This is a genomic window from Porphyromonas sp. (genome assembly GCF_030529325.1).
Classification (GTDB): Bacteria; Bacteroidota; Bacteroidia; order Bacteroidales; family Porphyromonadaceae; genus Porphyromonas_A.
Map to the genome: position 1 here is coordinate 1 of NZ_JAUMXC010000045.1, position 17,208 is coordinate 17,208.

Annotated in this window: 14 protein-coding genes and 1 pseudogene; 8 read left to right on the top strand and 7 right to left on the bottom strand. The window is 46.3% G+C overall.

Annotation, left to right across the window (positions count from 1 at the left end; all coding sequences use genetic code 11):
* Nucleotides 1-1,052: 1,052 nt before the first annotated feature.
* From Q4A14_RS07130 to Q4A14_RS07155, 6 genes are all read right to left on the bottom strand, one after another.
* Nucleotides 1,053-1,586: a DUF1643 domain-containing protein gene (locus Q4A14_RS07130; RefSeq protein WP_303171021.1), complete on the bottom strand. Its 534-nt coding sequence runs from the start codon at nt 1,584-1,586 to the stop codon at nt 1,053-1,055.
* A 311-nt stretch (nt 1,587-1,897) separates the two neighbouring features.
* A complete protein-coding gene (locus tag Q4A14_RS07135) occupies nt 1,898-3,289 on the bottom strand; it encodes a hypothetical protein (protein ID WP_303171022.1) in 1,392 nt (463 codons plus the stop codon).
* Nucleotides 3,290-3,504: 215 nt separating this feature from the next.
* Nucleotides 3,505-6,612 carry a type I restriction endonuclease subunit R gene (locus tag Q4A14_RS07140; RefSeq protein WP_303171023.1) on the bottom strand — a complete coding sequence of 1,036 codons (3,108 nt, stop codon included), beginning with the start codon at nt 6,610-6,612 and terminating at the stop codon, nt 3,505-3,507.
* A gap of 6 nt (nt 6,613-6,618) precedes the next feature.
* Nucleotides 6,619-7,137 (bottom strand): restriction endonuclease subunit S, encoded by a 519-nt coding sequence (locus Q4A14_RS07145; RefSeq protein WP_303171025.1) that lies wholly within the window; start codon nt 7,135-7,137, stop codon nt 6,619-6,621.
* A 96-nt stretch (nt 7,138-7,233) separates the two neighbouring features.
* Entirely contained in the window at nt 7,234-7,725 is a 492-nt protein-coding gene (locus tag Q4A14_RS07150; RefSeq protein WP_303171026.1) for a restriction endonuclease subunit S, read from the bottom strand.
* Nucleotides 7,722-9,269 carry a type I restriction-modification system subunit M gene (locus Q4A14_RS07155; protein ID WP_303171027.1) on the bottom strand — a complete coding sequence of 516 codons (1,548 nt, stop codon included), beginning with the start codon at nt 9,267-9,269 and terminating at the stop codon, nt 7,722-7,724. Before Q4A14_RS07155 ends, Q4A14_RS07150 begins: the two co-directional genes overlap by 4 nt.
* 28 nt (nt 9,270-9,297) lie before the next feature.
* On the opposite strand from Q4A14_RS07155, the gene Q4A14_RS07160 reads away from it, so the two are divergent.
* The 7 genes from Q4A14_RS07160 (at nt 9,298) to rmuC (ending at nt 15,141) form a co-directional block, all read left to right on the top strand.
* Entirely contained in the window at nt 9,298-9,534 is a 237-nt protein-coding gene (locus Q4A14_RS07160; protein ID WP_303171028.1) for a hypothetical protein, read from the top strand.
* 260 nt (nt 9,535-9,794) lie between these two features.
* Nucleotides 9,795-10,259, top strand: a complete 465-nt coding sequence (locus tag Q4A14_RS07165) for a hypothetical protein (RefSeq protein WP_303171030.1) — start codon at nt 9,795-9,797, stop codon at nt 10,257-10,259.
* Between the two features lie 12 nt (nt 10,260-10,271).
* Nucleotides 10,272-11,510: an alpha/beta hydrolase gene (locus tag Q4A14_RS07170; RefSeq protein WP_303171032.1), complete on the top strand. Its 1,239-nt coding sequence runs from the start codon at nt 10,272-10,274 to the stop codon at nt 11,508-11,510.
* Between the two features lie 211 nt (nt 11,511-11,721).
* On the top strand, nt 11,722-12,282 hold the full coding sequence (locus tag Q4A14_RS07175) for an FHA domain-containing protein (RefSeq protein ID WP_303171033.1): 561 nt from the start codon (nt 11,722-11,724) through the stop codon (nt 12,280-12,282).
* Between the two features lie 30 nt (nt 12,283-12,312).
* Nucleotides 12,313-12,999, top strand: coding sequence for a bifunctional nuclease domain-containing protein (locus Q4A14_RS07180; RefSeq protein WP_303171034.1), 687 nt, complete (start codon nt 12,313-12,315; stop codon nt 12,997-12,999).
* Nucleotides 12,992-13,732, top strand: a complete 741-nt coding sequence (locus Q4A14_RS07185) for a 16S rRNA (uracil(1498)-N(3))-methyltransferase (RefSeq protein WP_303171035.1) — start codon at nt 12,992-12,994, stop codon at nt 13,730-13,732. The genes Q4A14_RS07180 and Q4A14_RS07185 overlap by 8 nt, the downstream gene beginning before the upstream one ends.
* Before the next feature lie 17 nt (nt 13,733-13,749).
* Nucleotides 13,750-15,141 (top strand): DNA recombination protein RmuC, encoded by a 1,392-nt coding sequence (rmuC, locus tag Q4A14_RS07190; protein ID WP_303171036.1) that lies wholly within the window; start codon nt 13,750-13,752, stop codon nt 15,139-15,141.
* A gap of 251 nt (nt 15,142-15,392) precedes the next feature.
* On the opposite strand, the gene mnmD is transcribed toward rmuC, so the two are convergent.
* Complete coding sequence (gene mnmD / locus Q4A14_RS07195) at nt 15,393-16,064, bottom strand: tRNA (5-methylaminomethyl-2-thiouridine)(34)-methyltransferase MnmD (RefSeq protein WP_303171037.1); 672 nt, start codon at nt 16,062-16,064, stop codon at nt 15,393-15,395.
* 584 nt (nt 16,065-16,648) lie between these two features.
* Here mnmD and Q4A14_RS07200 point away from each other — a divergent pair.
* Nucleotides 16,649-17,208, top strand: a pseudogene (locus Q4A14_RS07200) (collagen-like protein); the annotation flags it as partial.

Sequence of the window (17,208 nt, forward strand, 5' to 3'; positions counted from 1 at the left end):
CATTACCAAAGTCTTTCATTCGGTAACACTGCGTTTTGGTATCCAAATAAATATTGCTTCCTGTTTTGAGTATTTTTGAACCCAAGAAATGCAAGTGAGTATTTCCAATAGCGGTATCTATGCGTACTCTCTAAGAACTCTCTGGTGGCTACAATTTGGCTACACAAAAAGAAGAAAAAAGGTTAAAAGGTTACGATACAAGGAGTTGAAGAATATGGTTCATTATCCTCTCTCTCCGTAAAAAAGGGTGTAAATCAGCAAATCATGCGATTTATACCCTTGCTTTATTTTACAACAAATCTATGGGAGCATCTTTCAACACTCTATATAAACGCCAGATCGCCCTAAACCCAATTGGGAAGGTTGTGCTATACATTATGACGATTTCTATATTCAGTTTAGGCTTTTAGAAAAGAAGTTGTGCACAATCAGTCCTGAGGTGAGGGTTGTAAGAAAATTGTTAACCCTACGATGCAAAAAAACATCAACCATGTTTATCTTCTATATTAACCAACCCCTCAATAATCCTATTTAGGGCCTCTTCTACTTCTTAAATTGTTGTGAGGGCAGAACGAAGATCGTCGGGAACTGCCTTTCTCTGCAGTAGATAGTTTCTCGCGCGAACAGCTTGTGCGATAGGATCAAAGTCGCTTTGGTCAACTCTCCTAAGATCCTATCAATTAAATCCCTCCAATTTATACCTCTGACAACTATCTTCTCTGAGCATATTCTCTATGATAAAAGCGTCGTTAGCGTTAAATACACAAATTTCATCACCACGTAACGCTCTATACTTGCCGGGTAGAACAGCTTAGCTTATATAAATTTCGCACATGATTAGTTTATAACATATTAATTAAATCTGGTCGTTGGATTAACCATGACATCATCTGCAATGTTGATATAAGGCTTCATTCTCCTGTAGTCGGCTGTGCTTGGTCTATTTTGTTACGAGTTGAGGCAGAACTCAAACGGTAAGAACAGAGCGACAAGCTCATTCGATGCAAACAAGGTAGATATGAGATTAATGAGCATTTCATCTCTCAAGCATTTTACATCTTTCTTTTTTCGAGATAACGATTAACATCAAATGTTTGCAATCCCCAATCATATCTAGCATAGAGAGGGTGTCTCGGATGACCGTCTTTAGTCAACGCTCCAATTTGGCACCAGTGTACTTTCCGCCCATTATGTTGTAACATATCGACAATATCCTGAAAACAGTCTAATAAATAAGACCGTTGGGTTATCAATGTCCCAAAAGAAACAAGAACATGCAGTTCCTTATATTCTGAAAGGAATGTTTTGACCTCCAAAAGGTGCTTTTGATGCAAATCCTCATTTCTAATTTGAGGTACTCCACAAAAGTCTGTCGATCTTTGGGGATAGACATTGAGCATAATAAAACTGTCAAAACCATTTTGCTCTGCAAAGCCCATAACTTTCCTCACGGTGGGATCCGGCTCGGTTTCATTAGCCGTGCTGGGGTTGACACCGATTACAACCAAAGGGTTGTCACCTTCACTGGGTAAGATATAACGGTGAGTTGTCTCATCTCCAAGCATTTGTTTAATCCTATAATTCATATTATAGATTATTTATTCAATCATCCTATTCGGTTCGAAGATTTGGCTATCCGTGAAGACCGTCCATTCAATATGCAGACTCCTGACATGCCTCTGCGAGGGTTAAATACATCCGAATAACACAAATCCACAAAGGTTAAATCCGTAACTACCAGAACTATACTACCAAGTCGCCGATGGTAGCATCTCTCAGATCGAGCCGTTTTCTGTTGAGCGTAGATACCTATTCTCTTCCGGCATAAGGTCTCTTGCTTCTTGCTCCAATAAAGCGAGTATCTCAGCCACGCTGTGAGAGGGATCTTCGGGCTTGTTCAGAAATCTAAACCAATCGCATTTACCGTTACTCCATCGACACGATCTCGCATTTCTATCAGATATTTTTGCCACAAGGCTTCGAGCTTTCGAGCATCCTCAGGCGGGAGTATACTACCTGAGGGACAGGTATCCCAATTGAATGAAGGTATAGCCTCGGCAAGTTGTTCCGTCGTTATCATCGGGACTTCATCCGGGTTGAGAATGATATTCGGGTGCATATCGATGTGAAATCGGGGTCTGCCATAAGTATCTTCGATATTATAAGGTCTCGAATTGAATACTCCACTCATGACGATACCCGTTTTCCCGGCTCCTACCTTAACGAAGAAGAATCGGTCTCCGCACTTCGTACGCTGAAATTCGTACAGAGTCCAGTAGAAAAAGGCTGTCAGCATTGTTGGGATCCGCTTGTTGTGATCTTCAACAGAGACACCTGACATCTCAGGATCCCACTTCAGGATAAGCGTATTTTGCTGCTCATCAAATCCTTTTCCGGGATATGTAGGGCGATAATGGAGATCGTTTGGTTCGAGTTGGCGAGCCCGTGCCATCATCTGACGAACCATCTCAACGCTCACCTCACCCGTACGCTCATATTGCAAGTCATCAATAGGACAAAATATATCTCCGGGTAGTATCTTCCACAACTCCCCGAATGGGATGAGAACAGGCGGATTACCGGTGTTATCCATATCTATCATTCCAAACAGAGAAGCCTCTGAGATATAGTCGAACGGATCTACCTTCCCCCCATTTATATAAATAGCCGATATGGTGAGCTGATTATCCGCATCTCCGGCCTCCGGAGCGACCACCAGCTGACTACTCGTATCTTGGCTGTTGGCTAAATACCACTGCAAGCCAAGCAGATAGTCCTGCAGTTCATCCACGCGCTCCCTTTTATAATCCCCTGTCATGGGTATCCCAAATCTCTGATACAACCGTGCTCCGACACAGAACTTAAAAAACAGCCCAAACATCACCATCGGAGATCCCGAATGATTCGTCATGAGACGCATCACACTGAAGTCAGACTCTCGCTGCTGTTGGATCCAGCAATCATCAAAAGATTGTAGAGGATTCGTGATTTCGTTTTCATCGTCATTTTCAAGATATGCTCTTCCTCCCGTCAAACTCATAAGAGCACGCACAGCTTTCCCAAAGAGTCGGTAGTCTGCGATTGAAGCGTAAGAGCAAACTCTGACCTCATATCCATCAATTTCTTGATTGATCTCGATACCTCTGAGAGCCTCTAAGTGTGTACCAAGCTTGATAGACGGAAAATCTCCCGATGTGACCACTATAGACTCTCCTCCATCTAAAAACCAATCAAATATCTCATCGGGAAGCAAATCCTTTTGGCTTCTGACAATGACGCAAACACTCATATAGACATGATTTTTTTGTGTGTTATTATTTTACTTTTTCCTTATTTCAAAAACGGGTCTCACCTCTCTGAGCCCCTATGGTACTAAGCCTGATCGTATTTATACATGATACTTACTCATGGCATTTTCCTTGGTATCCTCTACGGTGTCGATAAAGGGATCATAGCCTTGACGTTCCTATGAGCTACCCTCGCCACCCGAGGGCGGAGGGGCGTCTACAGTTCGCCCCCTACGCCCTTAAATTTCTCAACGAACTCAACAATACGCTCGAATACCCTTTGTTTTTTCGTCAGGTATTGAGGGTTGAGAGGACTCATCTTCGGCAATATGGCATTAAGGTCTGTACCATTTTGACTTGGGTACTCGCGTTTGAGGGAAGCCGTGATATAGCGCTTGGCAGCCTCTATATCCAAGTTCTCGTCCTCAATGAGATGCTTTACCTCCTCTTTTTGTCTCTTTTGGGCATATTCAAAGAAAGCAGAGATGACATCCGCCTTATTTTGGATAGAATCAAGATCTGTCGTGTTGATAAAATCGATGATCAGCCCCTCCTTCGCTCTGTTGTCGACGCTGGCTTTGATCACACGGCGCATATCCTCGATGAGAGCCTCTTTATTTTTAGTCTTTTTGTTTCGTTCAAAGAGGAGTTCCAGTATGTAGTCCAAGTCTATCTCCTGAGACTTGAGCAGATCGATCTCAAACACGATATCGTCCCAATCTATTGTCAGCTCCTCAGCCTTTTTCCCATCCCTTTCTCGTCTCAACCAATCTCTGATGTCATTGTACGTCGAACGATAATCCTGCACCATACGCTCGGGCAACACCTCCACTCCTTGTATGGACTCTATCTGTTCATCGGTAAGGAAGTTCGTTTCTTTGAAGACTCTTATAGACTCACTGTCATTGGTATCTATGGTCTGAAAAGCCTTTAGGTGGCCGAACTCATCATAGTTTTGGAGGATATTTTCGAGCCTCAGATACTCCCCGAAAAGCTTGACAAACTCTTTTTTGTCCGACTCTTTCAGTATCTCATCCGGTTCGGGGAAGCGGGTCTTCAGCTCTCGCACCACCTCTACATATCCCCTATGAACCTCTCCCGTGAGGATATCTGTAAAGCCCTCCAAGTACTCCTTGTAACTCTTCTCCAAGATCACACTCCTTGTGTTGTTCTCGCCAAACAAGGCAATGGCTTCTTTCGTCGCCTTCTCCAAGTCTCTAAACGTGACGATATTGCCAAAGGTCTTTGTTGCATCATAGATACGGTTGGTACGAGAGTAAGCCTGTATCAATCCATGATAGCGGAGGTTTTTATCCACAAACAGCGTGTTGAGCTTAGGCGCATCAAAACCCGTCAAAAACATCCCGACAACGATCACAAGGTCAACCTCCCCGGACTTCACACGCTTGGCCAAATCCCTATAATAGTTCTGAAACTCTTGGCTATCGACCCCAAAACTCGTCCGGAACATTGCGTTGTAGTCCTTGATGGCATTTTCCAAAAATTCTTTGCCACTGAGCGTCATTGCTGTCGGATCAAAGTTCTCGTCCGCGATCTCACCCACCGCACTTTGTTCCTCATTAGGGGCATATGAAAATATAGTAGCGATCCTCAAAGGCTTTTCAGCCTCTTTTTGAAGTTCATTCAGCTCCTGATAGTAGAGTTTGGCTGCATCAACGCTACTCACGGCAAACATAGCGTTGAATCCCTTATTGTTTCCCATGCCCCTATGAGTCTTGACTCGGAAGTTTTTCAGGATGTACTGTGACACCTCTTTGATACGCTCCGGATGCATCAGCAGTTCTCGAGTCTCCGCTGCGGTCAGTTTAGCCTCATCCGTCTCTGTCTCAAGGCTTCTAAATCGGGGCCTCACATTGTTGTAGTCCACTTTGAACTTCAATACCTTTTCATCTCGGATGGCATCCGTGATCACGTACGCATGTAGCTCTGTTCCGAAGACACTTTGCGTCGTCTCCGTACCCAGGGCATTGTCCCGGAAGATAGGCGTGCCCGTAAATCCGAACTGATAGTACTTCTTGAACTTCTTTTTCAGGTTCTTCTGTGCTTCGCCGAACTGAGACCTGTGTGCCTCATCAAAGATAAAGACGACCTGCTTACCGTAGATCTCCAAGTCCTTTTCGGACTTCATCAGGTTGTTGAGCTTCTGTATGGTGGTGACGATGATTTTGTTGTCGTCCCTTTCGATGTTTCTTTTCAGTCCGGCAGTACTGTCCGAGCCGTTCACGCTGTCGGGCGAAAATCGTTGGTACTCCTTGATCGTCTGATAGTCGAGGTCTTTGCGATCCACCACGAAGAAGACCTTATCGATAAAGTCAAGCCTCGTAGCAAGCCGTGCAGCCTTGAAGCTCGTGAGGGTCTTGCCCGAGCCCGTCGTGTGCCATATGTAACCCCCTCCCTCTGTGGTCTTCCACTGTTTTGCCTCGTATGCACTTCTGATCTTCCATAGGATTCGTTCTGTGGCAGCGATCTGATATGGGCGCATGACGAGTAGAGTGTCCTCCGTATCAAAGACAGAGTAAGTCAGCAATACCTGCAAAAGGGTGTTCTTTTGGAAAAATGTTGCAGTAAAGTCCTTGAGGTCCTTTATCAGGGTGTTGTCCGCCTTGGCCCAGTTCATCGTGAAGTCAAAGCTGTTTTTCTCTCTCTTCACCGTGTTGGCAAAGTAGCGGGTGTCTGTCCCGTTGGAAATCACAAAGAGCTGCAAATACTTGAATAGCGAATTATCACTATTGAAACTCTCCTTGGAGTACCTATGCACCTGATTGAACGCCTCTCGGATAGCCACACCTCTCTTCTTCAGCTCTACCTGTACCATCGGCAGACCATTGACAAGGATGGTCACATCATAGCGGTTGAGGTGTTTCCCTTGTTGCTCAAACTGAGAGATGACCTGCACCTTGTTGCGAGTGATGTTCTCCTTGTCTACCAAATAGATGTTTTGGATATGCCCATCGTCAAAGACAAAGTCATATATATGGTTGTCGTGGATCTTCCGAGATTTTTCCGTGAGCGAGTCTCCCGGTCTGTCCAAATACTCCTCCACAAAGCGCCTCCACTCACCGTCAGAGAAAGTCATCTCATTGAGTGCTTGGAGTTGCGTCCTCACATTAGCAAGCATACTCTCCTGAGTAGTGACACCCGTAAGTCTCTCATATCCCTGATTTCTGAGATCTTCGATAAACTCACGCTCGAGAGCAGCCTCTGTCTGATAGGTAAAGGAGACTTCATTCAGCTTTGAGAACTTCGTGTATTTATCAAGGACGATAAAGTTGTTGGACTCTGCTATGGGAATATATGTGCTCATAAGTATTTATGATTTAGGGAATGACAATAATCTATCTCGATAGTATTCGTATTGTTTTTTGCGTAATTCAATCTCTTTGGGCAAGCCATCGGTAATCGACCTCGTAAGGGTATCAAACTTATCAAGAATAGCAACGATACGTTCTTGCTCTTCAAACGGAATAATCGGGATCGCAATTTTCTCTAACACGCTTTTTGATAAGCGCGGGACACTAGCTCGTCGAACCTGTCCCAAAAGCCTTGTTTGCTGGGTCAATAGATAATAATACAAATACTTAGTTTTTAGTCCTTCAATAGACTTGAAGTAATAAACATCATCAGCCGCCCAAAATTTCACGTTACTATAACCTATTGAACCTGCGGAGCCAGCACTGATTACAAAAAAAGTATCAGCTTGAACATTACTCTTATGGTAATAACCAAGAGGAGTCATACTATTTTGATAAACAGCAAAGCTTCCGGAATCATTCAACTCACTTTTTACTAATCTTTTTCCTCTAACTAATTTACCGATCTCTCCAAGCATCTTATAAGTTATCTTCGTTTTACCCCCCCCATTTATATCACTGAAAGTCAGCAATTTATCTCTATAGTATTCATATTGCTTTTGACGAGCTGTAAGCTATGCTGTAAGCTCCGCTGTAAGTTCCGCAAAATTGTCGAGGATCTCGACAATTTTGCGCTGCACCTCAATAGGAGGAATGGGGATTAAGAATTGCTCTAACATAGGCTTTCTTATTGAGATGGCAGTCGCACCAACAATCTTAGAAAGAATATATTTCCTAAAGGCAAATGTCATAAAGTAATACAAGAACTTCGTGGAGATTTGATCATCTTTCAGGTGAACTCGATAAGCTCTCTGATGAAGAGCATATTTCCCCTCTACATAGTGAAATATATCTCCAATTCCTCCCTCGCCAGGTATGATGATTGCGGTTTCATCAAACTGATAAGAGGATGAACGCAATACTTTTTTTGAACGAACATAGAAAGGGTACTCTCCTCCTTCTACTTCATCTTGCCTATTAGAAGATCCTGTTCCTATCTCGGATACCTCTCCGAGTGTTTTCCACTCAACCGTGGCACCATTGAGTAATTCTTCCAAGTACTTCATACACCGATCTCCTTAATTATAGCATCTATATCGGCGCGAAGCACGTTGATGCGTTGTACTGTTTGCGCGATCTCTTCGTTAAGTTTGACAATGTCTATCACTTCGCGTGTATCCTCCGCCTCCACATAGGAACTGACAGAGAGATTGTAGTCGTTCTCTGCGATTTGGCTGTTGTCGACCAAACGAGCGATATGTGCCATATCATCCTTTTTATCGAAAATATTGATGATCTTGTCGATGTGTTCGTCTGTAAGGACGTTATTGTTGGTCTCTTTCTTGAAAAATCCCTCTCCGCCGGCATCAATGAACTGAGTCTTGGTGTTTGTCTTGTTTTTGGATAACACAAGGATATTCACAGCGATAGAAGTGCCATAGAAGAGATTGGGAGCCAAGGCTATGACGGTCTCCACATAGTTGTGATCCACCAAGTACTTGCGGATCTTTTGTTCTGCTCCTCCACGGTAGAAGATACCAGGGAAACAAACAATAGCAGCTCTGCCTCTGGGAGAGAGATAGCTGAGGGCATGGAGGACAAAAGCAAAGTCGGCTTTGGACTTGGGTGCAAGCACTCCGGCAGGTGCAAAGCGCTCATCATTGATCAGCGTAGGGTCGTCCTTGCCTATCCAATTGACCGAATAGGGCGGGTTGGAGACGATGGCGTCAAAAGGCTTCTCATCACCAAACTGAGGCTTGAGCAGAGTGTTGCCAAGGGCAATATCAAACTTATCGTAGTTGATATTGTGCAGGAACATGTTCATCCTTGCGAGGTTGTAGGTCGTGTGGTTGATCTCCTGACCGAAGAAACCCTCTTGGATGACGTGATCGTCGAATTGTTTTTTTGCCCGAAGCAGTAGCGATCCGGAGCCACATGCCGGGTCATAGATCTTGTTGATAGTGGTCTGTCCATGTATAGCCAATCGTGCGATGAGCTTGGACACATCTTGGGGCGTAAAATACTCTCCTCCGGACTTCCCTGCATTGGCAGCATAGTTGGAAATCAGAAATTCGTACGCATCACCGAAAAGGTCTATCTGATGATCTTCAAAACTCCCGAAGTCGAGAGACCCGACGCCCTTGATGACAGCAGCAAGACGGGCATTTTTCTCCTCGACCGTATTTCCCAACCTCGTGCTGGTGGTATCAAAATCTGCAAAGAGACCCTTGATGTCCTTTTCGGAGGCATAGCCACTCGCCGAGCCTTCGATGCCGGTGAAGATCTCTTTAAGCCTTGTGTTCAGATTATCGTCGGTATTCGCGGTTTTGGCAATATTGACAAACAACTGACTGGGATAGATAAAGTAACCTTTGGTGCGAATGGCATCATACTTGATCTCGGATGTGATCACATCGTCCGAGAGATCGGCATAGCAGACACTTTCGTCACCTCCCTCCATGTAGTTGGCGAAATGCTCGCTGATGAAACGGTAAAAAAGTGTGCCCAGGACAAACTGCTTGAAGTCCCAGCCATCAACTGCCCCTCGCACCTCGTTGGCAATTCCCCATATCTTGGAGTGTAGCATATCTCTCTGTATCGTACTTGTCATTTGTATTGATCTTGTCTTAATCTGTTATGTGCACAAAGTTAATAAAACTTATCACGAGCAAGACAAGGTGCGTCAGGAGTTTGCATGCGGGGATAGAGAGATGTATCTCATACCGGCAGATATTCTCTATAATAATCTCACATTCAGGACAAAAAAGCGACATCCGATCGGGGATGTTGCCTCTACGGGAAAAGGGATAAGCCATACCTCTGAAATATGGTGTAGTCAGGAGGTCGATATCAAGGTGTACATCTCGTTTGATTAAGTTAGACAACCTTTGATCTCAAGTTAGACAACCTTCGTCATCAAGTTAGACGACCTTTTTTGGCAAGGTCAGAACCCTTGTGGGGAGAGGGAAGGTGAGGACCGGCAAAAAGTCACTTTCATCCAAAGCAAGGGAGGGTGACAAGTCGCTGAGGAGAAGCCTCTGAAAAGGGGGTGCTAAATAATGTCATTTCCCGTCTATATCAGAATGTTTTTATACATTTGCTTTGTAGCCTGATATAAAACATAATTTTTATGGATATGGAACATAGAGGGAGAGTTTACTTCAAGAGGAGTCCTCTCGTCAAGGTTTTATCGATCGGGGGGATGCTTGCCATCCTTTGGGCTGTTTATGCGATAGCGACGCATCCTATCTCTTGGCTTTCGGGGATCATCCTTGGGCTGATCGTGATATTGACGCTATGGATCGTTGCGTCTCTACCCATTTATCTCGAGGAGCATGAGGACAGATGGGTCGTGGGGATGTTGTTGCGCAGAAAGACGCTCAAGAAGTCCGAATACACTGCAGCTCCGTGCGAACCGAAGATCCTTGATGGAGCTATCCGGATCTGTGCTTCGGGCGGAATGGGTGGCTTTGTAGGGTACTTTTGGGCCCCAAAGATGGGGAGCTTCCTGGGCTATATTGCGAATGAGAAAGCGCCGATGATGGTATTCAGGAAAAAGAATGGGAAGGGGACTATCGTCGTCAATTCGGAAACCAAATAAAATCAAGAGCACATGAGAAAAACGCTTTTAATACTTGCGCTCCTTTCGAGCTATGTATTTGGATACGCACAGGAGTTGGCCGGGACATGGAAAGGCGAATTGGATGTCATGGGGAGCAAACTGGGTCTGCTATTTCATATCTCAAAAGAGGGCGACAAGCCTGTATGCAAGATGGAGGTGCCGGCACAGGGTGTCAAGGACTTCCCCATCGAGATAAGACATCTGTCAAGCGACTCTCTCAGCCTTGCTGCCCCGATGCTCACGATAGAGTACACAGGCAAGCTCGTGGGAGAGATGATCAAGGGGACTTTCAAGCAGAGCGGGATGACCATCCCTCTCGACTTGTCTCGGGGTGATGCGCCCAAGGTCAAAAGGCCTCAGACACCCCAACCTCCTTTTGAATACGAGACGAAAGAAGTGACATTTGCCAACCCCAAAGCCAATGCTACCTTTTCGGGAACGCTCACTTATCCGGTAGGTTATGCCCCAAATAAGGATGTACCCGTAGTCCTCCTTGTTTCGGGTAGCGGAGCTCAAAACAGAGATGAAGAGATCTTTGAGCATAAGCCTTTCCTCATCCTTGCTGACCATTTGGCAAGACATGGGGTGGCTTCTCTGAGGTATGACGATCGGGGCATAGGGCTGTCGACGGGGCGTTTTGAGGGGGCGACTACAATCGACTTTGCGGATGATGCCAATGCAGGATTGGACTTTTTGAGAGGTCTTGGCGAATTTGGCAAGGTGGGTGTCCTCGGTCACAGCGAGGGTGCGTCTATCGGATTTATCCTCGGGAACAGGCAGGTGACGGACTTTGTGATCAGTATGGCCGGCCCGGGTGTCAAGGGCGAAGATATACTCATGGATCAGATGAAGTCGGTAAAGAAAAGATCCAACCCTTCGGCTCCTGAGCTGACGCCACAAGAGGTAGAGGAGTTCAAAAAGAAAACCAAGGACCAACCATGGTTGTCGTACTTCATGAGTTATGACCCGAGTGCGGATATCGCGGGGACTGCGGTGCCGGTAATGGCTATCAACGGCAGCCTCGACATACAAGTCAGAGCAGACATGAACATCGAAGCGATCCGAAAGCTGCTCAAGCCCAACCCAAAGAACGTCGTCAAAGTGTATGAGGGGTTAAATCACCTCTTTCAGAACTGTACGACAGGACAGTTGGAGGAATATTATACCATCGAAGAGACCATGTCGCCGGAGGTGATGAACGACATCTCCATGTGGATAAAAAGTCTGTGAGATTGATGGGGGCTCAAAGGGGAGGCACGGTATGCTCGTGACTCCTTGGTGAGGAGACCGGCTATTTTCACGGGTGGGAGAATTCCCTTATTTTTGTGTTACATTACGTAATGTAAAGTCCGGCATCGAACTCTCTACTCAAGGAGAAAAGGCAGGAAGGCCGATCTGTATGCCTCCGTGTCGGAGTCAAGTCAAAAAAATCGGAACAAAAATGGAGAAAACCAAGTGCCCCTATTGCAGGTCCAACATAGAAGTCGCCGTGCCGTCGGTAAAAGATCATGGTGCAGAGCTCAACCTCTGTAGCAAGTGTCACAAGCCGATAGCGGTCTACTCGTGTCGTGCCAACTCAATGCAACATACCGACAGATCGGTCAAGGCTATCGTAGTGACGCCGACAATAGATCAGGACACTGACCCGTGGTTGGAGATCGTGGAAAATCAGTTTACCCTCCAACAGGATTATCCGATACCGATGGGGACGAGCATCCTCGGGCGACAAAACAAGGACTCTTCGGCAGATATTCAGGTCTTTTCGGCTGATCCGAGCATGAGTCGCAACCACATCAAGATCTCCCGTCGCAAACACGTCATATCGATACAGGACTACGAGAGCAATACCGGCACATTTATCAATGGACGTCTGCTCGGCAGAGGCGAACAAGCTCACTTGAAAGATGGAGATGTACTGAGCCTCGGAGCTCTGTCCATCATCGTACATATGCCGAACCAGGAAGAGGAAGAGGGGTGGAATCCGGAGGACTTTGACCTCTGACCTCCATAAAATATATACAACGAGACAGGAATGAAAGAGATAAGGATGCGCCGTGTCACCGTCATAGGGATGGGACGTAGCAACAATAACGAACAGACTATGGCAATGGTACTTCGTGAGATCGAAGAACCTCATCGCCATATGCCTGTATTTATCCCACGACACAGAGAGATGGCATTTGTATCGGCGATCAAGCGCTTTGCTCGTCATGAGGCTTTGGAGCATGATGTTGTCGATGACTTTGCAATGGCTGTGGGCTTCAAGATACGTAGTGTAGGAATACACACGGAGCAGTCCGGTGCTCTCACAGCGCAGATGTTTGCAATCGGCGAACTGGGCGAGCGTGTGGAGTTTACGGTGACGATGCATCAAGGTGTCCTCCATGCTTACCTCAGAGATCTGCCTATATACGTAGAGGAAGCCGTCCTTGCCATGGCTGCCAAACAAGTCCAATACAAAGGGTACGAAGAGGTCGAGGAGCTCGGTCTCGATGTGGAGAAGGAACGAGTCTCCAACAGCGTCCTCGGGCGTTGTATCCAACAAGGGGTGATGCCTCTCGAAGTGACAGACCCGACTGCCGAAGAGCGTCTGCATGAGAGTACGTACGAAGAGCTGGAGATCCTCCACAAGTTGAGTATCGACAAGGAGCAGTACGAGTGGGCCAAAATCATCTGGGCGGAACAAGAAGCTCGTGCCAATACGCGCAACGATGAGTAAGAAGAAGCAACGTAGCAAAGGGTCGGAAGATACAACCTATTTTTACGCACCTGAGATCGAAAGTACGGGAGTCCTTCCTCCCGAAGAGTCGGCTCATGCCATCCGTGTACTTCGTCTCAAGGAGGGGGACAGGATTTTCGTTACCGACGGGAAAGGTTCTCTATACCAGGCTGTCATACTGTCCACGGATCCCAAGGAGACTGCTGTATCCATCGAGAGTACGGTCACGACATACAACAAGCGTACACCATCGTTTCACTTGGCAATAGCGCCGACAAAAAACATCGACCGGATAGAGTGGATGATAGAGAAGCTGACCGAGATCGGTCTCGATCGTATCAGCATCCTGAACACCGAACATACCGTGCGACGCCAAGTCAACACCGACCGTCTGCAAAAGATCATTGTGTCCGCGATGAAGCAGTCACGCAAACTTGTACTCCCTCGATTGGACAAGTACGACTCTCTCAGTGCTTTCCTTGCAGACATCCCCGACTCCCCACAAAGATACATCGCACACTGTGACGAAAGTTCCGAACGTCGCGAACTCAAAGAGCATTTTGTCAAGGGGCAAGATGCCGTGTTTCTCATAGGACCCGAAGGAGACTTCTCGCCCAAAGAGGTAGAGCAGGCTCTCGCTGCGGGCTTTGTCCCTGTCACTCTCGGAGAGGAGCGCCTGCGCACAGAGACGGCGGGGCTTTATGTGGGCTTCCTCCATCACTTATACAACTAACTTCCAATCCGTATCCTATGGCCTGGTACATCACGCTTGCTATACTTTTGATCATCGTCATCGTTTTGGTCATCCTCCTTTCTCGGAAGAGTGCTTCTGCGGACGAAGCCCTACGGCAACAATACCAAGCCGAGACGGATCTTGCGGCAGCTCGTACAGAGACAGTCCTCTCACAGTCACGTCTCTCCGAACTCTCGGGAGAAATACAAATCCTTCGCAATGCCCTTGAGGAAAGCAAGCGCGAAGCCGAAAAAGCACGTATTGATGTCGCTACGGTAACAGAGGAGCGTGAGGGTCTGAAGCGACAACTTGACGAACTCGTAAAGGCTGCGGAACAACAAAAGGAAGAACTGCGCAAGGACTTCAGTCTCATTGCGGAAAAGGTCATAGAGGAGAAGAGCAACAAGGTGACAGACAAACAGAGAGAAGACCTAAAAGCCATCCTCAACCCTCTGCAGGAGAAGATAGAGGCCTTCAAAAAGCAAGTGGCGGAGTCCTATGACACCGAGGCCAAAGAGCGTCACACCCTCGCCCACATCATCAAACAACTCTCCGAACAAAGTACAGCCCTCTCCAACGAGGCCAATGCCCTCTCCGAAGCTCTCCGCGGTCAGTCCAAAGTGCAAGGAGACTGGGGAGAACTCATCCTCGACCGCATCCTCGAAGACTCCGGACTCACCCGTGGTCGTGAGTACGAACTCCAAGAGTACATCACGGATAAGTACGGCAACAAGCTCACCAACGAGGATACCCACCAGCGTATGCGCCCCGATGCCATCATCCACTTCCCACGAGAAAGGGATGTCATCATCGATGCCAAAGTCTCTTTGACGGCCTACACCGAGTTCCACGAAGCAACGACAGAGGAAGCTCGTCGATCGGCTCTCGATCGCCATCTCCTTTCGGTCAGGAGTCATATCGAGGACTTGCACAAGCGTGATTACAGTGGATACCTGGAAGGGTCGCCCGACTTTGTCATCATGTTTTTCCCCAATGAAGGGGCATACAACCTCGCAGTACACGGGCAGAGCGACTTGTGGCAGACAGCTTACAAAAAGAAAGTCCTCCTCATGGGGCCTGCCAATCTCATCGGTATGCTCAAGATACTTTATGATCTGTGGAGCAAGGAGATGCAACTCCAAAACATCGAGAAGATCATCGACAGCGCCAACAAAATGTATGAGAAATTTGTGAACTTCTCAGACAACTTCACCAACATAGGCAAAAAGCTCGAAGAGGCTCAGAAAACCTACGAGCAGGCTCGTGGACAATTATCTTCAGGACGTGGCAACCTCATCCGACAGATGGAAGGGATGCGCTCACTCGGGCTTCGGTCTTCAAAGCGTATCAGTGCATCTCTGCTGAATGAAGCAAAGCCCGACGAGGACGATGATGATGCTGAGGAGTGACAGCCTTACTCTCTGAAACTTTTTCCCTTTACCTTTTCTCAAATATCCACCTTTGTCCTTTGCCCTATCAAGGAGGAGTCGACATGGTTTGTATCCGATCCTCACGGTCGGAGAATATCCTCTGCTTGAGGAGCCTCTGAAAAAGCCCGGAGAAAAGGTTGTCTAAGGATCAAAATCAAGGTGTCTAACTTGATAAAAAAAGGAGTCTGACTTGACGCATCAAGTCAGACTCCTTTTTTTGATCATTCCGGTCAAGGTTTTCGGCAGACAAGTATCTCACGTTTGCCATTGGGAGGTCCGGGAGTCCGGAACACCTCGAAGCCCACACTTTGCAGAGCACGACGCACCACACCTTTGGCACAGTAGGTGGAGAGATAAGCTCCTGAGGCACAACACTCATAGAGGCGATGTAGTTGGGAGGGCTCCCAGAGTTCGGGACACTTTTCGGGAGAAAAGGCGTCCATATACACAGTATCGGCAAGAGGAGATGGCGACACTACCTCACGGGCATCGGCAAGGACTTTGTGAAGTCTGAATCTCGGTGAAATCTCCACAATCTCGTTCCATGGTGCGCGATGCAACTTCAACAGACACTCTCGTTCGTGGTCGGGAAAGTTCTGTGCGAAAGCTTCTACAATCTCGGCATCAAGCGGAAAGAGTTCGTACGAAGTGTACAACACTTCCATATCTTCATGACTTTCAACAAAAAGAAAGGTCAGCAAGGCATTAAGCCCCGTCCCGAAACCAACTTCCAAAACACTCTGGCTCAAACCTTCTCCCAATGCCAGAGCATTATCTACAAAAATGTGTTGAGACTCCGCCCTTGCCCCGAAGCAAGAGTGAAAGTGTTCATCTATATCTTGATTGTAGAGTGTACAGCTCCCGTCTTGGGTCTGCTCGACCTTGTATTTACCCTTTGTCATATTCGCATCGTTGATATCAGTCCAAAGTTACAACAATTCTGAAGTGTCACAGCCATCACATTTCCATTAACACTAAGGCATTGGAAACATACATCTAAGCCTCAGACCGCAAAGCCTTGCACAATTATATCTTGAGATGATGTTTCTTTTCATTGCTCAAATGTTAATTTAATTAACGTAAAGACACATATAAAACGACAAAAACGTTAATCTTTCGCAAAGGAAAATTCAAAAAAACCACAGAAACCAAGAAATGAAAATAAAAAATACAGGCCGTCAAAAAAACTCGCAACAGGTCAAAACCGAGCGTCTATTTTTTCAAAAAACCAACCTGATAGAGAGATTAAGGTCATGCGGAAATTAAAATAAAAACTAAACACCAGCCCATAAAATAAAGGAGAGAGCTTAAGAAGAGGGGGAGATTTTACCAAATACTTATAAATGTAAAAGCGTTTGGTTGGTACATTTTATAAAAGTAAATTTGCCCCTGATTTGTAAAAACACTGAGGAATTAGGTAGAAGAGACTAAGTTCTCACATCAAAACCAAGAGAGAAAAAACAAAATGATTAGAAAGAATTTCTTAATGCAATCCACATTGCTACTCATGATGGTAGCGTGGCTTTTATCATGCACACAGGTAGATATCTTTGCTCCTATAGGGCCTAAGGGAGAAAAAGGAGACAAAGGAGACAAGGGTCAAAGCACCTACGAACTTTGGAAAGAAAAGGTCGCAAACGGTGACATCGACTGGGACAAGAATGAAGTGTCGGAAAACGACTTCTTCAGATACCTTAAAGGAAAAGATGGAAAAGACGGTCAAAACGGCAAGTCTGCATACCAAGAGTGGACAGAGTACATCGCTTCGGGCGAAGTAGAAGATCCACACAATCCGGGACAAAAATGGGATCCAAAGAGAAATACTGTCAGAGACTTCTGGGCATTCCTTGCAGGTCGTCCGGGAGCAGATGGTAAGACTCCATATATAAAGGACGGTTACTGGTGGATCGGTGAGGAAAATCTGAATATACCTGCAGTCGGTCAAGACGGTAAGACACCTGTGATCGAAATAGGAGACAACGGCAACTGGATCATCGACGGAAAAGATACAGGCAAGTCTTCTCGTGGTGAGAAAGGAGAGAAAGG

Excerpts from the sequence above, each read along its gene's own strand:
- Q4A14_RS07135 (WP_303171022.1), bottom strand. The coding sequence starts at position 3,289 with ATGAGTGTTTGCGTCATTGTCAGAAGCCAAAAGGATTTGCTTCCCGAT.
- mnmD (WP_303171037.1), bottom strand. The coding sequence starts at position 16,064 with ATGACAAAGGGTAAATACAAGGTCGAGCAGACCCAAGACGGGAGCTGT.
- Q4A14_RS07155 (WP_303171027.1), bottom strand. The coding sequence starts at position 9,269 with ATGACAAGTACGATACAGAGAGATATGCTACACTCCAAGATATGGGGA.
- Q4A14_RS07185 (WP_303171035.1), top strand. The coding sequence starts at position 12,992 with ATGAGTAAGAAGAAGCAACGTAGCAAAGGGTCGGAAGATACAACCTAT.
- Q4A14_RS07150 (WP_303171026.1), bottom strand. The coding sequence starts at position 7,725 with ATGAAGTACTTGGAAGAATTACTCAATGGTGCCACGGTTGAGTGGAAA.
- Q4A14_RS07165 (WP_303171030.1), top strand. The coding sequence starts at position 9,795 with ATGGAACATAGAGGGAGAGTTTACTTCAAGAGGAGTCCTCTCGTCAAG.
- Q4A14_RS07175 (WP_303171033.1), top strand. The coding sequence starts at position 11,722 with ATGGAGAAAACCAAGTGCCCCTATTGCAGGTCCAACATAGAAGTCGCC.
- rmuC (WP_303171036.1), top strand. The coding sequence starts at position 13,750 with ATGGCCTGGTACATCACGCTTGCTATACTTTTGATCATCGTCATCGTT.
- Q4A14_RS07130 (WP_303171021.1), bottom strand. The coding sequence starts at position 1,586 with ATGAATTATAGGATTAAACAAATGCTTGGAGATGAGACAACTCACCGT.
- Q4A14_RS07170 (WP_303171032.1), top strand. The coding sequence starts at position 10,272 with ATGAGAAAAACGCTTTTAATACTTGCGCTCCTTTCGAGCTATGTATTT.
- Q4A14_RS07145 (WP_303171025.1), bottom strand. The coding sequence starts at position 7,137 with ATGCTTGGAGAGATCGGTAAATTAGTTAGAGGAAAAAGATTAGTAAAA.
- Q4A14_RS07140 (WP_303171023.1), bottom strand. The coding sequence starts at position 6,612 with ATGAGCACATATATTCCCATAGCAGAGTCCAACAACTTTATCGTCCTT.
- Q4A14_RS07180 (WP_303171034.1), top strand. The coding sequence starts at position 12,313 with ATGAAAGAGATAAGGATGCGCCGTGTCACCGTCATAGGGATGGGACGT.